The organism is Streptomyces sp. NPDC043896, from assembly GCF_056435605.1.
In genome coordinates, this window is record NZ_JBWKEE010000018.1 from 126284 (window position 1) to 141307 (window position 15024).

Annotated in this window: 12 protein-coding genes; 1 reads left to right on the plus strand and 11 read right to left on the minus strand. The window is 70.8% G+C overall.

Annotation, left to right across the window (positions count from 1 at the left end; genetic code table 11):
* Positions 1–10: 10 nt before the first annotated feature.
* From AC069X_RS25110 to folC, 10 genes are all read right to left on the minus strand, one after another.
* A complete protein-coding gene (locus tag AC069X_RS25110; RefSeq protein ID WP_478731620.1) occupies positions 11–1936 on the minus strand; it encodes a TIGR03960 family B12-binding radical SAM protein in 1926 nt (641 codons plus the stop codon).
* 189 nt (positions 1937–2125) lie between these two features.
* Positions 2126–3652 (minus strand): CYTH and CHAD domain-containing protein, encoded by a 1527-nt coding sequence (locus AC069X_RS25115; protein WP_478731622.1) that lies wholly within the window; start codon positions 3650–3652, stop codon positions 2126–2128.
* A gap of 147 nt (positions 3653–3799) precedes the next feature.
* Positions 3800–4999 (minus strand): rod shape-determining protein RodA, encoded by a 1200-nt coding sequence (rodA, locus tag AC069X_RS25120; protein ID WP_478731703.1) that lies wholly within the window; start codon positions 4997–4999, stop codon positions 3800–3802.
* Between the two features lie 9 nt (positions 5000–5008).
* The gene (gene mrdA / locus AC069X_RS25125) at positions 5009–7171 is read right to left on the minus strand and encodes a penicillin-binding protein 2 (protein ID WP_478731624.1); all 2163 of its coding nucleotides are present in this window, start codon (positions 7169–7171) and stop codon (positions 5009–5011) included.
* Positions 7172–7187: 16 nt separating this feature from the next.
* Complete coding sequence (mreD, locus tag AC069X_RS25130) at positions 7188–7883, minus strand: rod shape-determining protein MreD (protein WP_478731626.1); 696 nt, start codon at positions 7881–7883, stop codon at positions 7188–7190.
* A 3-nt stretch (positions 7884–7886) separates the two neighbouring features.
* Positions 7887–8837 carry a rod shape-determining protein MreC gene (gene mreC / locus AC069X_RS25135; RefSeq protein ID WP_478731628.1) on the minus strand — a complete coding sequence of 317 codons (951 nt, stop codon included), beginning with the start codon at positions 8835–8837 and terminating at the stop codon, positions 7887–7889.
* 167 nt (positions 8838–9004) lie between these two features.
* Positions 9005–10024 carry a rod shape-determining protein gene (locus tag AC069X_RS25140; RefSeq protein ID WP_030008578.1) on the minus strand — a complete coding sequence of 340 codons (1020 nt, stop codon included), beginning with the start codon at positions 10022–10024 and terminating at the stop codon, positions 9005–9007.
* A 305-nt stretch (positions 10025–10329) separates the two neighbouring features.
* Positions 10330–10740: a nucleoside-diphosphate kinase gene (ndk, locus tag AC069X_RS25145; RefSeq protein ID WP_478731631.1), complete on the minus strand. Its 411-nt coding sequence runs from the start codon at positions 10738–10740 to the stop codon at positions 10330–10332.
* A gap of 64 nt (positions 10741–10804) precedes the next feature.
* Positions 10805–11164, minus strand: a complete 360-nt coding sequence (locus tag AC069X_RS25150; RefSeq protein ID WP_361601663.1) for a DUF4233 domain-containing protein — start codon at positions 11162–11164, stop codon at positions 10805–10807.
* A gap of 7 nt (positions 11165–11171) precedes the next feature.
* Entirely contained in the window at positions 11172–12698 is a 1527-nt protein-coding gene (folC, locus tag AC069X_RS25155) for a bifunctional tetrahydrofolate synthase/dihydrofolate synthase (RefSeq protein ID WP_478731633.1), read from the minus strand.
* A gap of 117 nt (positions 12699–12815) precedes the next feature.
* Between folC and AC069X_RS25160 the strand changes: the two genes are divergently transcribed.
* Entirely contained in the window at positions 12816–13865 is a 1050-nt protein-coding gene (locus AC069X_RS25160) for a rod shape-determining protein (protein ID WP_478731634.1), read from the plus strand.
* On the opposite strand, the gene AC069X_RS25165 is transcribed toward AC069X_RS25160, so the two are convergent.
* Positions 13866–15014 carry a sensor histidine kinase gene (locus AC069X_RS25165; RefSeq protein WP_478731636.1) on the minus strand — a complete coding sequence of 383 codons (1149 nt, stop codon included), beginning with the start codon at positions 15012–15014 and terminating at the stop codon, positions 13866–13868.
* Positions 15015–15024 lie beyond the last annotated feature (10 nt).

The following is a 15024-nucleotide window of genomic DNA, read 5'->3' on the forward strand; positions in this document are numbered from 1 at the left end:
GCGCTACGGGCTACTTCACGACCGACAACGGGAGCAGCTTCTTGCCGGTGGGGCCGATCTGGATGTGAGTGTCCAGCTGAGGACACACCCCACAGTCGAAGCACGGGGTCCAGCGGCAGTCGTCGACCTCGGTCTCGTCGAGGGCGTCCTGCCAGTCCTCCCAGAGCCAGTCCTTGTCCAGGCCCGAGTCCAGGTGGTCCCAGGGCAGGACCTCCTCGTACGTGCGCTCGCGGGTCGTGTACCAGGCCACGTCCACGCCGTACGCCGGCAGGGCCTTCTCGGCCGCCCGCATCCAGCGGTCGTACGAGAAGTGCTCGCGCCAGCCGTCGAAGCGGCCGCCGTCCTCGTACACCGCGCGGATGACGTCGCCGACGCGGCGGTCGCCGCGCGAGAGCAGGCCCTCGACGATGCCCGGCTTGCCGTCGTGGTAGCGGAAGCCGATCGAGCGGCCGTACTTCTTGTCGCCGCGGATCTTGTCGCGGAGCTTGCCCAGGCGGGCGTCCGTCTCCTCGGCCGAGAGCTGCGGGGCCCACTGGAAGGGGGTGTGGGGCTTGGGGACGAATCCGCCGATCGACACCGTGCAGCGGATGTCGTTCTGGCCGGAGACCTCGCGGCCCTTGGCGATGACGTTGACCGCCATGTCGCCGATCTGGAGGACGTCCTCGTCGGTCTCGGTCGGCAGACCGCACATGAAGTACAGCTTCACCTGGCGCCAGCCGTTGCCGTACGCGGTGGCGACCGTGCGGATCAGGTCCTCTTCCGAGACCATCTTGTTGATGACCTTGCGCATGCGCTCGGAGCCGCCCTCGGGGGCGAAGGTGAGGCCGGAGCGGCGGCCGTTGCGGGTCAGCTCGTTCGCCAGGTCCACGTTGAAGGCGTCCACGCGGGTGGAGGGCAGGGACAGACCCACCTTCTCGTCCGCGTAGCGGTCCGCGAGGCCCTTGGCGATGTCGGCGATCTCGGTGTGGTCCGCGGAGGACAGGGAGAGGAGGCCGACCTCCTCGAAGCCCGTCGCCTTGAGGCCCTTCTCGACCATTTCGCCGATGCCGGTGATGCTTCGCTCCCGCACGGGGCGCGTGATCATGCCGGCCTGGCAGAAACGGCAGCCGCGGGTGCAGCCGCGGAAGATCTCCACGGACATGCGCTCGTGGACGGTCTCGGCGAGCGGGACCAGGGGCTGCTTGGGGTACGGCCACTCGTCGAGGTCCATGACGGTGTGCTTGGAGACACGCCACGGCACGCCGGAGCGGTTCGGCACGACACGGCCGATGCGGCCGTCCTCCAGGTACTCGACGTCGTAGAAGCCCGGCACGTAGACGTTGCCGGTCTTCGCGAGGCGCAGCAGGACCTCTTCGCGTCCGCCCGGGCGGCCCTCGGCCTTCCAGGTGCGGATGATCTCGGTCATGTCGAGGACGGCCTGCTCGCCGTCGCCGATGACGGCGCAGTCGATGAACTCCGCGATCGGCTCGGGGTTGAAGGCCGCGTGGCCGCCCGCGAGGACGATGGGGTGGTCGACCGTACGGTTCTTCGCCTCCAGCGGGATGCCCGCGAGGTCCAGCGCCGTGAGCATGTTCGTGTAGCCCAGCTCCGTGGAGAAGGACAGGCCGAACACGTCGAAGGCGGAGACCGGGCGGTGGCTGTCGACGGTGAACTGGGGCACCTGGTGCTCGCGCATCAGGGCCTCCAGGTCGGGCCACACCGAGTAGGTGCGCTCGGCGAGGACGCCCTCGCGCTCGTTGAGCACTTCGTAGAGGATCATGACGCCCTGGTTGGGCAGGCCCACCTCGTACGCGTCCGGGTACATGAGCGCCCAGCGGACGTCGCACGCGTCCCAGTCCTTGACGGTGGAGTTGAGCTCACCGCCGACGTACTGGATCGGCTTCTGAACGTGCGGAAGCAGGGCCTCGAGCTGAGGAAAGACTGACTCGGCGGGCATAGCGACCTTCGTGAGCGGGCAGGGGGCGACTCTCTAGCGTAACCCGATCGGAGCCGCCCCCTGAATCCCCGCCATCGGCGGGGAGCAGAGCGCTCACCGGACGTCGCACGCCTCGCACGGCGGGTCACCCCCGCGATGGCGGGGGCGGGGGTGGCACTCAGGCCGTACAACGACGCGGCTGTCCTGCGGTCACATGCGCAGGGCTGCCCGCAGCCCGGGGGCGGAGGCCTCGGCCCAGGTGTGCGGGAGGGCGCGTTCGCAGCGTTCCGCCCGTGCCTCCTCGCGGCCGTGGAGCAGGCCCCAGGTGAAGGAGGGTTCGCCGGCGCCGTGGGCCTGGTGGGCCAGGTCACGCAGGGCGGTGCGGGCGACGACGCTGTCCTGGTGTTCGCCGAGCAGGTTCTGGACCTTCTTCATGGCCTTGGCGAACTTCTCGGCGGGCTTCCCGAGGGCGGCTTCGGCGGCCTCCCCGGCGTAGCGGGCGCGTTTGGCGGCCTTGCGGGCTTCGTGCAGCGCGTGGTCGGCCTCCGGCCCGGGGTCGAGGGCGAGGGCGTGGTCGACGCGGCGGGCGAGCCTGTCGTAGTCGCGGAGCATCGCCTTCGGCAGGGCCTTGCCGGCGGGTTTCCCGGCGCCGGGCAGCAGCGGCGGGTCGGCGAGCAGGGCCTCCAGGGTGTCGAGGAGGGCGAGGTGGCGCGGGCTGTCGAGGGCGGCGAGGGCGAGGCGCCGTGAGGCGGTGCGTTGGGTGTTGTTCCAGGTGCGCAGGCGTTTGCGGACGGGTCCGGCGAGGAGGGTGCGGGGCAGCTCGGCGACGGCGGTGCGGAAGTGGTCGTGGAGGACTTCCCGGTCGCGGTCGACGCCGAGTTCCGCGCCGAGCCGGCGCAGTTCTTCGCCGATGGGGTCGGTCACCTCGCGGTCGAGGACCTTGCGGTAGGTCTTGAAGGCGCTGCGGAGGCGGCGGGAGGCCACGCGCATCTGGTGCACGGCGTCGGGCTGGTCGCGCCGTACGGCGGGGTCGTAGGCGATCAGGGCGTCGACCTGTTCGTGCAGGTACGCCAGGACGTACGCGCCGGCGGTTCCGTCGTCGGCGGGGTCGGGGCGGGGTCGGGCGGGGGGCTCGGCGCCGGTCTCGGCGAGGGCGCGGGCGAGTTTGGAGGGGGCGTCGGAGACCTTGATTCCGGCCTTCTTGAAGGTCTTCTCGACGGCGTCGAGGAGGCCGGGGTCGGTGTCGTCCGCGAGTTCGACCTCGACCTCGGTCCAGCCGGCGGTGGTGTCGTCGCGTTCGGCGGTGACGGCGTCGGTGCTGAGTTCGGCGAGGAGTCTGCCGTCGGCGTCGAGGAGGTGGCTGATGCGGCGGGAGGAGAGCAGCCGGACCTGGGGTTCCAGGCGGCGGTTGCGGACCCGGGAGCGGACGAGGGCGGCGAGGGGGGCGGGCACCGTGTCGCCGAGGGCGGCGGTGACCTCGTCGCGGACGCCGGGGGCGACGGGGAGTTTGAGGTGCCAGCCGGCGTCGTGGCCACCGGTGCGGCGGCGCAGGGTGAGTCCGTCGGCGGCGAGCCGTTGGTCGGGGGTGTCGTAGTAGACGGCGTCGAGGTCGGCGACGCCGCGGTCGGCGACGGAGGCGATGCCGGCCGTGCCGGTGAGGTCGGGGACCCCGCGCCGCTCCGCCTTGGGCTTCGTGAACTCGAATTTCCGCTCGATCTCGCGCTTCGTGTCCGCCATGGATCGAATCTAGTCCTGAACGGTGCGCGGTGCGGTGGCGACGGCGGATTCGGGCCGGTTGCGCCCTGGTGCCGTCGCCCGTTCCGCCCCGGTGCGGCCCCGGTTCGGCCCCGGTGCGGCCCCCGGCGGGCGGCACCGGGGGCCGGGTCAGGCCGACAGGGGGCGTTGGACCTTGATCGACTGGAGGAGTCCGATGGCCACCCAGACGGCGAACATCGAGGATCCTCCGTAGGACACGAAGGGCAGCGGGAGGCCGGCGACGGGCATGATCCCCAGGTTCATCCCGATGTTCTCGAAGGACTGGAAGGCGAACCAGGCGATGATCCCGGCGGCCACGATGGTGCCGTACAGCTCGGTGGTGGCGAGGGCGATGACGCAGGCCCGCCACAGGACCACGCCGAGCAGCCCGAGGATCACGATGCCGCCGACGAAGCCGAGCTCCTCGCCCGCGACGGTGAACACGAAGTCGGTCTGCTGTTCGGGGACGAACTGTCCGGTGGTCTGCGGGCCCTTGAACAGGCCGGAGCCGGTCAGGCCGCCGCCGCCGATGGCGATGCGGGCCTGGTTGGTGTTGTAGCCGGCGCCGGAGGGGTCGAGCTCGGGGTTGGCGAAGGCGGCGAAGCGGTTGATCTGGTACTGGTCGAGGACGCCGAGCTGCCAGATCAGGATCGCTCCGGCGGTGCCGGCGCCGATCAGTCCGAGCACCCAGCGGTTGGAGGCGCCGGAGGCCAGCAGGACTCCGAGCACGATCACGACCATCACCATGACCGAGCCGAGGTCGGGCATCAGCATGACGATGCCCATGGGTGCGGCGGCCAGGCAGAGCGCCTTGACGACGGTGCGGTGTTCGGGGTGTTCCAGGTCGCCGGCGTCCACCCGGGCCGCCAGCAGCATCGCCATGACCAGGATGATCGTGACCTTCACGAACTCCGAGGGCTGGAGGGAGAAGCCGCCGCCGATGACGATCCAGGCGTGGGCGCCGTTGATGGTGGCGCCGAGCGGGGTGAGCACGGCGGAGACGAGCAGGAGCGACAGGCCGTAGAGGACCGGGACCGCGCCGCGCAGGTTGCGGTGGCCGAGGAGGACCGTGCCGATCATCAGGACGAACCCGATGCCGGTGTTGAGCAGGTGGCGCCAGAGGAAGTACTGCGGGTCGCCCTGGTTGAGGGTGTCGCGGTGGCGGGTCGCGGACCACACCAGCAGGGCACCGATCAGGGACAGGGCGAGTGCCGACAGCAGTATCGGCCAGTCGAGCCGGCGCAGGACCGAGTCGCGGGCGGTCAGCCGGGCGAGGGGGCCCTTCTGGGGCGCGTACCGGGATACGGAGAAGTTGTTGGCGGTCTGCATCATCACGTCTCAGTCATGCCGCAGGGGCGGCGGGCCGGCGAGCGCGGGCGGCGCCAGCTCCTCCGGGGTGGGGGGCACGTACGGCTTGATCTCGGGGGCGTCGATGGTGCCGTCGGGGTGGACGGTGGGGAGCTGGGCCTGCGGCCTGGGCAGGAGGGCCTTGCCGGTCTCCTTGCCGTCCATGGTGAATCCGTACATCGCGTTGTAGATGTTGCGGACGGCCGGGCCCGAGGCGCCGGAGCCGGTGCCGCCCTGGGAGATCGTCATCACGATGGTGAAGTCGTCGGTGTAGGTCGCGAGCCAGGAGGTGGTCTGCTTGCCGTAGACCTGGGCGGTGCCGGTCTTGGCGCGCAGGGCGACCTTGTCGAGCGGCCAGCCGATGAACCGCCAGGCGGCGGTGCCGCCGGGTTCGACGACCATGCGCAGGCCCTTGTCGAGGTCGGCGACGGTCTTGGCGTCGACGGGGAGCTTGCCGTGGGATTCGGGCTTGATCTCCTGGACCTTGCCGTCGGGGCTGACGACGGCCTTGCCGACGGTGGGGTTGTAGAGGGTGCCGCCGTTGCTGATGGCGGCGTAGGCGGTGGCCATCTGGATGGGGGTGACGAGGACGTCGCCCTGGCCGATGGCGAAGTTGATGCTGTCGTAGGCCTTGAGCTGGTTGCCTTCGAGGCAGCTCTCGTAGGCGATCTGCTCGACGTAGGTGCCGCCCTTCTTGCCCTGCTTGCACCAGGAGTCCTTGTTGGCCTCCCAGAAGCTCTGCTTCCAGTGGCGGTCGGGGATGCGGCCGGTGACCTCGTTGGGCAGGTCGATGCCCGTCTCGGAGCCGAGTCCGAACTCGCGGGCGGTCTTGTAGAACCAGTCGTGGGGGCTCTTGGGTTCGAGGCCGCCGTCGCGCTGCCATTCCTTGTGGCCGAGGGCGTAGAAGACGGTGTTGCAGGAGAACTTGAGGGCTTCGCCGAGGGTGATGGGGCCGTGGCCCTTGGACTCGAAGTTCGCGAAGCTGCGGCCGCCCATGTTGTAGGAGGCGCTGCAGTTGTACTTGTCGTTGAAGGGGTAGCCGGCGCGGACGGCCGCGCTGGCGGAGACGACCTTGAAGATGGAGCCGGCCGGGGCCTGGCCCTGGATGGCCCGGTTGAGCAGGGGGTAGTTGGAGTCCTTGCTGGTGAACTTGGCGTAGTCCTTGCCGGAGATGCCGCCGACCCAGACGTTGGGGTCGTAGTCGGGCTGGGAGGCCATGGCGACGACGCGGCCGGTCTTGGTCTCCATGACGACGACGGCGCCGGAGTCGGCCTCGTACTTGCGGCCGGTGATGTTGTCGGTCTCGTTGCGGACGACCTTCATCGCCTCGGCGAGCTCGTATTCGGCGACGGCCTGGACGCGGGCGTCGATGCTGGTGATGAGGGTGGATCCGGCGACGCCGGGGTCGGACTTGGTCTCGCCCATGACGCGGCCGAGGTTGTCGACCTCGTAGGAGGTCACCTGGGCCTTGCCGCGCAACTCCTTGTCATACGTGCGTTCGATGCCGGAGCGGCCCACCTGGTCGGAGCGCAGGTGCGGGGAGTCGGTGTCCTTGGCCTTCTGGATCTCTTCGTCGGTGACGGGCGAGAGGTAGCCGAGGACCTGTGCGGCGCGGCCGCCGCCGACGGCCGGGTAGCGGCGCACGGCGGTGGGTTCGGCGGTGATGCCGGGGAAGTCCTCGGGGCGTTCGCGGATCTGGAGGGCCTGCTGGGTGGTGGCCTCGGTGGTGACGGGGATGGGCTGGTAGGGGGAGCCGTTCCAGCAGGGCTTGGGGGTCTGGGAGTCGCAGAGCCGGATCTTGTCCATGACGTCCTGCGGCTTCATGTCCAGGACTCCGGCGAGGCGGGTCAGGACGGCCTTGCCCCGGTCCTTTATCCGCATGAGGTCGGTGCGGGACGCGGAGACGACCAGGCGGGTCTCGTTGTCGGCGAGGGGGACGCCGCGGGCGTCGAGGACGTCGCCGCGCACGGCGGGCTGTACGACGCGCTGGACGTGGTTGCTGCGGGCCTCGTCGGCGTATTCGTGGCCGTTGCGGATCTGGAGGTACCAGAGGCGGCCGCCGAGGGTGAAGAGGAGCGAGAAGACGAGGATCTGGATGATGACGAGGCGGATCTGCACCCGGGGGGTGCGGCCGGTCTCGGGAATGTTGGTCATGGCTGTCGCTCCCCCGTCACAGCTTCTTGACGTTCTTCACGCCTTTGACGCCCTTTATCCGGCCGGCCCGGTTGGCGCGGCCGCGTGCGGTGCGCAGCCGCAGGCCGCCGCGCTGGCTGCCGATCCTGAGGCCGGTGCCGCCGGCGAGCCAGCCGGTGGACACGTCGGCTCCCTGCGGCGGGCCGCCGTTCGCTTCGACGGCCATCGGGTCGTTCTCGGCGCGGCGGGCGAGGGCCATGATCCACGGGACGGTGAACGGGGCCAGCAGGAGGTCGTAGAGGACGGCGGTGAACAGCAGGCCGCCGAGGCCGACGTGGCGTTCGGCGGTGTCGCCGACGAGGGCGCCGACGCCCACGTAGAGAAGGATCGATCCGACGGCGGCGGCGAGCACGGTGAGCATGGGGCCCCAGGCGGAGCGGAACCGGCCGTTGTCGGGGCGGGCCAGGCCGACGAGGTAGCCGATGATGCACAGGACGAGGGCGTAGCGGCCGGCGGCGTGGTCGGCGGGCGGGGCCAGGTCGGCGAGGAGTCCGGCGCCGAAGCCGAGGACGGCGCCGGAGGTCGGTCCGTACACCAGGGACAGGGCGACGACGGTGAGCAGCATCAGGTCGGGGACGGCGCCGGGGAGCTGGAGCCGGCCGAGGATGGTGACCTGGAGGACGAGGGCGACCACGACGAGGGTGGCGGAGAGCAGGATCCGGTTGAAGCGCATGGCTCAGCGTTCCTCCTCGTCCGCGGGCCGGCCGGAGACGCTCGGGGAGGGCGTGACCGTGACGGTGACCGTCGGCGTGGGCTTGGGGGGTTCGGGCTTGGGGGGCAGGACGGCGTCGCGCGGGTCCTCGCGGGGCGGCATGACGACGACGCCGACGATGTCGAGGCGGGTGAAGCCGACGAAGGGCCGGACGTGGATGGTGCGGGTGAGGCCGCCGTTGGAGGGGTCGACGCGGACGACCTCGCCGAGGGGGACGCCGGGGACGAAGGGCTTGTTGGCGCGGGAGCCGAAGGTGACCAGGCGGTCGCCGGGGCTGATCCGGGCGCGGCCGTTGAGCATCTGGACGGAGAGGGCGCGGTCGCCCTGGCCGGTGGCGAAGCCGAGCTCGCCGCTCTGCTCCAGGCGGGTGCCGACGGTGAAGTCAGGGTCGTTGGCGAGCAGCACGGTGGAGGTCTCGGGGCCGACGGTGGTGACCCGGCCGACGAGTCCGTCGCCGTTGAGGACGGTCATGTCGCGTTCGATGCCGTCCTTGCTGCCGGCGTCGATGGTGACCGTCCAGGAGAACCCCTGGGCGGCTCCTATGGCGATGACCTCGGCGCCCTTGATGCCGTACTGTCCGGCGCCGGCCCGCTTGAGCATCTCGTCGAGTTCGCGGATGCGGCTCTTGGCGCGCTCGTCGCTGCCCATCCTGGTCTTCAGGAGGGCGTTCTCGCGTTCGAGGCGGGTGAGGCGGTTGTGGCGTTCGTCGGAGTCGCGTACGGCCCCTATGGCGTTGGCGACCGGGCTCACGGCGGTCGCGACGCCCTTCTCCACCGGGCCGAAGACCGCTGCCGCGGCCTTGCGGGCACCGTCGACCGGTGACTCCTCGCCCGCTCTGATGTCCACCGTGATCAATGCGAACGCGATGGCGATCAGCAGCACCAGGAGCAGCCGGCTCTCTCGTGTGTCCCTCACGTGCGGCGGCCGTGCCTTCCTCGTAGAAAACCCGTGCGGCGGAGCCGCTCCGGCGGAGCCGGGGCTGCACCGGACTGTGCCTGTATATCAACGATCCGCCGCACGGGCGCGGTAGCACCCGTACGGCGGATCCTTGTGTTCCGCATGCCCCGTTGGAGGGGTTTTGATCACCGCCGGGGCTGGGCGTCCAGGACCTGCTGGAGGGCTTCGAACTCCTCGACGCACTTGCCGGAGCCGAGGGCCACGGAGTCGAGGGGGTCCTCTGCGATGTGGATCGGCATGCCGGTCTCGCGGCGCAGCCGCTCGTCGAGGCCGCGCAGCAGGGCGCCGCCGCCGGTGAGGACGATGCCGCGGTCCATGATGTCGCCGGAGAGTTCCGGCGGGCACTTGTCGAGGGTGGTCTTGACGGCGTCGACGATGGAGTTGACGGGCTCCTCGATGGCCTTGCGCACTTCGGCCGCGGAGATGACGACGGTCTTCGGCAGGCCGGAGACCAGGTCGCGGCCGCGGATCTCGGTGTGCTCGTCCTTGTCGAGGTCGTACGCCGACCCGATGGTGATCTTGATCTGTTCGGCGGTGCGCTCGCCGAGGAGGAGCGAGTACTCCTTCTTGATGTGCTGGATGATCGCGTTGTCCAGCTCGTCGCCGGCCACGCGGATGGACTGCGCCGTGACGATTCCGCCGAGGGAGATGACGGCCACCTCGGTGGTGCCGCCGCCGATGTCCACGACCATGTTGCCGGTGGCCTCGTGGACGGGCAGGCCCGACCCGATGGCGGCGGCCATGGGCTCTTCGATGATGTGCACCTGACGGGCGCCCGCCTGCGTGGACGCCTCGATGACGGCGCGCCGCTCCACTCCGGTGATGCCGGAGGGTACGCAGACCACGACGCGCGGTCGCGCCAGGTAGCGACGCTTGTGGATCTTGAGGATGAAGTACCGGAGCATGCGCTCGGTGATCTCGAAGTCGGCGATCACGCCGTCCTTGAGGGGCCGTACGGCGACGATGTTGCCGGGCGTGCGCCCGATCATCTTCTTCGCCTCGGAGCCGACCGCCAGGATTCCACCGGTGTTCGTGTTGATGGCGACCACGGACGGCTCGTTCAGAACGATTCCCCGGCCCCTCACGTACACCAGCGTGTTGGCGGTCCCGAGGTCGATCGCCATGTCACGGCCGATGAACGACATGTTGTTCCCCTTGTTCCCCATGAGGAGCGTCTGGCCTTCCAGTTGATAGCGGCTGCTGTCAGGTCGGCGAGGTGGGTGTGTGGGTGGAGGCCCCATCGTAAGGCCGCGAGTACCGGTACCGCGCGACGGGACTCCGGCGATACCGCCGGAACGGCGACCCGCCCCCTTAGTGGTGACGTCGTGTCCTTGCCATGCGTTCCCGGCCGGTGCCCGCAATACCGAAGGGCGACCGAAATTACTTCGGTCGCCCCAGGTCATGAGCGCTATTTGGCTGATGTCTCGTCAGGAAAGACTGTTCCGGGAAATCAGAGCGCGGGGAAGAAGAGCTTGAGCTCGCGCTCCGCGGACTCCTCGGAATCCGAGGCGTGGATCAGGTTCTCGCGGACGATGGTGCCGTAGTCCCCGCGGATGGAACCGGGCGCCGCGGCGATCGGGTCGGTGGGTCCGGCCAGCTGGCGGACGCCGTCGATCGCGCGTTCCCCTTCCACCACCAGGACGACGACGGGACCGCTCGCCATGAAGCCCATCAGGGGCTCGTAGAAGGGGCGGCCGACGTGCTCGGCGTAGTGCGTCTCAAGGATCTCGCGGTCGAGCGTACGCAGCTCCATCGCCGGAATGGTCCAGCCGGCCTTCCGCTCGATGCGGCCGATGATCTCGCCGACCAGACCGCGCCTGACGGCGTCCGGCTTGAGGATGACGAGAGTGCGCTGGGTCATTTGGTAGCTCCTTGCGGCAAACGGGTGCGGTGCGACGAATCTACAGGGCCGAAACGGTGAACCGTCACGCAGCGTCAGGAGCGGCCGCTTCAGCCTGACGCGCGGCCCAGCTCGCCTTGATCGCGTCGATCTTGCGGCCGTAGTGCACCGAGCACCACCACAGGCCCGCGAAGACCGCGCCGAGGAAGAACATCGTCGGGACCACGAAACCGCTCGCGATCAGCCCGATCTGCAGCGCCCAGCCGAGCTGCACCGCGCCGGGGCGCGACAGCATCCCGCAGAGCAGCACCGACACCAGCATCGTCACACCGCAGACCGTCCACACCTGGGCCTGGGTCAGGTCCGGGTTCTTCATGGCCACCAGGCCCGCGAAGCCGACGATGAAGAATTCACCGATCAGCGTGCTCGCGCAGAGCGTGCGCATCGATCCCTCAGCCCTTCTTGAACAGCAGGCGGGCCTCGCCCACCGTGATCACGGAACCGGTCACCAGGACGCCGGCCCCACCGTATTCGGCCTCTTCCTCCGCAAGGGTGACGGCCGCCTCCAGCGCGTCGTCGAGCCGCGGTTCCACCTGCACCCGGTCCGGCCCGAAGACCTCGACCGCGATCGCCGCCAGCTCGTCGGCGCCCATCGCCCGGTGGCTGGTGTTCTCGGTGACCACGACCTCCGCGAAGATCGGCTCGAAGGCCTCGAAGACGCCCTTGACGTCCTTGCCCTCGCTCGCGGCCACGACACCGATCAGCCGGCTGAAGCCGAACGCCTCGGTGACCGCCTCCGCCGTGACCTGCGCGCCCGCCGGGTTGTGCGCGGCGTCCAGGATCACGGTCGGGCTGCGGCGCACGACCTCCATGCGGCCCGGCGAGGTCACCGAGGCGAAGGCCTGCCGCACCGTGTCCGCGTCCAGCTCCCGCGCGTGCTCCCCGCCGACGCCGAAGAAGGCCTCGACGGCGGCCAGCGCCACCGCCGCGTTGTGCGCCATGTGGGCGCCGTACAGCGGCAGGAAGATGCCGTCGTACTCGCCGCCCATCCCGCGCAGGGTCAGCATCTGGCCGCCCACCGCCACCTCGCGGGAGACGACGCCGAACTCCATGCCCTCGCGGGCCACGGTCGCGTCGACCTCCACGGCCTTCTTCAGCAGCACCTGCGCCGCGTCCACCGGCTGCTGCGCCAGGATCACGGTGGCGTCCTGCTTGATGATGCCGCCCTTCTCCTGGGCGATCTCGCCGGGCGTGGAGCCGAGCCGGTCCGTGTGGTCCAGGCTGATCGGGGTGATCACCGCGACGTCGCCGTCGATCACGTTGGTGGCGTCCCAGCTGCCGCCCATGCCGACCTCGACGACGGCGACGTCCACCGGGGCGTCCGCGAAGGCCGCGTACGCCATTCCGGTGAGCACCTCGAAGAACGACAGCCGGTACTCCTCGGCCGCGTCGACCATCTCCACGTACGGCTTCACGTCGTGGTAGGTCTCGATGAAGCGTTCGGCGCTGATCGGCGCGCCGTCCAGGCTGATGCGCTCGGTCACCGACTGCACGTGCGGGCTGGTGTAGCGGCCCGTGCGCAGGTCGAAGGCGTTCAGCAGGGCCTCGATCATGCGGGCCGTGCTGGTCTTGCCGTTGGTGCCGGTGACGTGGATGGACGGGTACGCGCGCTGCGGCTCGCCCAGGACGTCCATCAGGGCGGCGATACGGCTGACGGACGGCTCCAGCTTGGTCTCGCCCCAGCGGGTGGCGAGCTCCTGCTCCACCTCCAGCAGCGCCTTCGCCACCTCGGGGTCCTCGGGGCGGGCCGGCACGGGGTCGCCCGAGGGCGGACCGGCCTGGGCGCGCAGGGTGCGGCTGCCGGCCTCGATCACCGCCAGGTCGGGGTCGCGGTCGGACTCTTCCGCCACTATCTGGTCGAACTCGTCGAAGGGACGGTCACGGTCGCGGTCGTGGCTCTCGGGCTGCTGCTCACTCACGGGTCCAGTCTACGGACGAGGGCCCACAGGACTTTCGGCCCGGCCGTTTCGGGACCTTCGGCCGCGAAAGCGACCTGATCGTTATGCAAGCCTTGCGGACAGCAGATAGGGGAACAAATGCCGCAGGCCAGCACCACCACGACCGCTTCCAGCCGCGACATAGGCATAGACCTGGGGACCGCGAACACCCTCGTCTACGCGCGCGGTCACGGAATCGTCCTCAATGAGCCGTCCGTGGTGGCGGTCAAGGCCGGCACCACCACCGCCCTGGCCGTCGGGGCCGAGGCCAAGGAGACCATCGGCCGCACCCCGGGCTCCATCACCGCCATCCGCCCCCTCAAGGACGGCGTGATCTGCGACTACGAGGCCGCCGAGGAGATGATCCGGCACTTCGTCCGCAAGGCGGTGCCCGGCCGCCGCCCCCGCACCCGCATGGTGATCTGCGTGCCGTCCGGGGTGACCCCCGTCGAGCGGCGGGCCATCGTCCACGCCTCCACCCGGGCCGGCGCCAAGACGGTCCACCTGATCGAGGAGCCCATGGCGGCCGCGATCGGCGCCGGCCTGCCGGTGTCCGAACCGCGCGGCTCGATGGTGGTGGACATCGGCGGCGGCACCTCCGAGGTCGCCGTCATCTCCCTCGGCGGGATCGTCACCTCCCAGTCCCTGCGCGTCGGCGGCGACCGGCTGGACGCCGCGATCATGGACTACGTCCGCAAGGAGCACTCCCTGCTCATCGGCGAGCGCACCGCCGAGGACGTCAAGGTCGCCATCGGCTCCGCCTGGCCCGTCCCCGAGCGGCCCGAACTGGAGACCCGCGGCTTCACCGTGCGCGGCCGCGAGAAGGTCGGCGGCATGCCCAAGACCCTGGAGCTGACCGCACCCGACGTGCGGGCCGCCCTCGACGAGCCCGTCGAGGCGATCATCGCCGCCGTCCGCACCACCCTGGAGGACTGCCCGCCGGAGCTGTCCGGCGACGTGATGGAGCACGGCATCGTCCTCACCGGCGGCGGCGCGCTCCTGCCCGGCCTGGACCTGCGCATCGCCTCCGCCACCGGCATCCCGGTCTTCGTCGCGGACGCCCCGCTGGACTGCGTGGCCCTCGGTTCCGGCCGCTGCGTCGAGGACCTCGACACCCTCAGCGGCCTGCTGGCCCCCGCCAAGGCCTGATCAGCCGCGCGGCAGCGTCGCGACGACCTCGTACGAGTCCGCGGTCCGCGTCGCCGTCAGCGTGCCCCCCAGGCTGCGGACCCGCTCCGCCATGCTCGCCGTGCCCGAGCCCGCCGAGACCGGGGCCCGGCCCGGGACACCCGCCGGCAGGCCGTTGCTGACGGCGATGCGCACGTGCGGACCCTCCGCGCGGACCGACACCTCGATGGTCTCCCCGCGCGCGTGCTTGGCCGCGTTCGTCAGGCACTCCTGCACCACCCGGTAGACCGCCGCCTGCCGCAGCGGCGACAGCGCGTGCGCCTGCGGGTCCATCGCCAGCCGGACCGGCGAACCGGCCCGCCCGCTCTCCTCCGCCAGCGCCGCCAGCCCGTCCACGCCGGGGGTCGCCGCCCGCTCCCCGCGCTGCACGATGATCTCGTTGAGCACCAGGTGCGCCCGCCGGGCCGTGTCCGACAGCTCCTCGAAGTCCTTCGCGTACGGGGTCTCGCGCGCCCGCATCGACAGCACCTCCGAGCGCACCGTCAGCAGGGTCAGCTCGCGCCCGACGAAGTCGTGGACGTCGCGGGCCACGGAGGTCCGCTCCTCCTGCACCGCGTTCAGCACCGCCGACTCGGCCCGCCGGGCCTCCAGCTCGCGCACCAGGTCGTGCCGGTAGGCGGCGATGCCGACGGCCGAGGCGAGCACCCCGATCGGCACCACCAGGCCGAGGTATGAGCTGAGCGTCGCGGCCCGCGGCTCGGGCCAGCCCGGCACGCAGAACGCCGAGAGCGCGAAGGCCACGTACACGGTGGTGGCCAGGACCGCGGCGCGGCGGCCCCGGTAGCGGCCGACGGAGTACAGGGCGAACTGGATCAGGGTCAGCTCGTGGAGCCAGCCGATGAACACCAGGGCGGTGAGGTACGCCGCCCACGGCATCCGGCGGCGCAGCAGCAGCGTCGCGCAGCCCACGGTGAGCACGACGGCGGCCCCCGCCCCGCTGAGCGAGTTGTCGGCGGCGGCGAGGCCGGGCAGGTCCAGCGCCATCAGGGCCAGGCAGCCCAGCGCCGCGAGGGCGTCCTGCGCCCGGGGGGAGGCACCCCGGCCCTCCGCCATCCGGCGGCCGGAGGCCACGGCCCGGTGGAACGCCGAGGAGGCGGGCTTGACGTGCATTCCCCCATCA

Excerpts from the sequence above, each read along its gene's own strand:
- mrdA (WP_478731624.1), bottom strand. The coding sequence starts at position 7,171 with ATGACCAACATTCCCGAGACCGGCCGCACCCCCCGGGTGCAGATCCGC.
- AC069X_RS25150 (WP_361601663.1), bottom strand. The coding sequence starts at position 11,164 with ATGCGCACGCTCTGCGCGAGCACGCTGATCGGTGAATTCTTCATCGTC.
- AC069X_RS25160 (WP_478731634.1), top strand. The coding sequence starts at position 12,816 with ATGCCGCAGGCCAGCACCACCACGACCGCTTCCAGCCGCGACATAGGC.
- AC069X_RS25165 (WP_478731636.1), bottom strand. The coding sequence starts at position 15,014 with ATGCACGTCAAGCCCGCCTCCTCGGCGTTCCACCGGGCCGTGGCCTCC.
- AC069X_RS25115 (WP_478731622.1), bottom strand. The coding sequence starts at position 3,652 with ATGGCGGACACGAAGCGCGAGATCGAGCGGAAATTCGAGTTCACGAAG.
- AC069X_RS25140 (WP_030008578.1), bottom strand. The coding sequence starts at position 10,024 with ATGTCGTTCATCGGCCGTGACATGGCGATCGACCTCGGGACCGCCAAC.
- AC069X_RS25110 (WP_478731620.1), bottom strand. The coding sequence starts at position 1,936 with ATGCCCGCCGAGTCAGTCTTTCCTCAGCTCGAGGCCCTGCTTCCGCAC.
- mreD (WP_478731626.1), bottom strand. The coding sequence starts at position 7,883 with ATGCGCTTCAACCGGATCCTGCTCTCCGCCACCCTCGTCGTGGTCGCC.
- ndk (WP_478731631.1), bottom strand. The coding sequence starts at position 10,740 with ATGACCCAGCGCACTCTCGTCATCCTCAAGCCGGACGCCGTCAGGCGC.
- rodA (WP_478731703.1), bottom strand. The coding sequence starts at position 4,999 with ATGCAGACCGCCAACAACTTCTCCGTATCCCGGTACGCGCCCCAGAAG.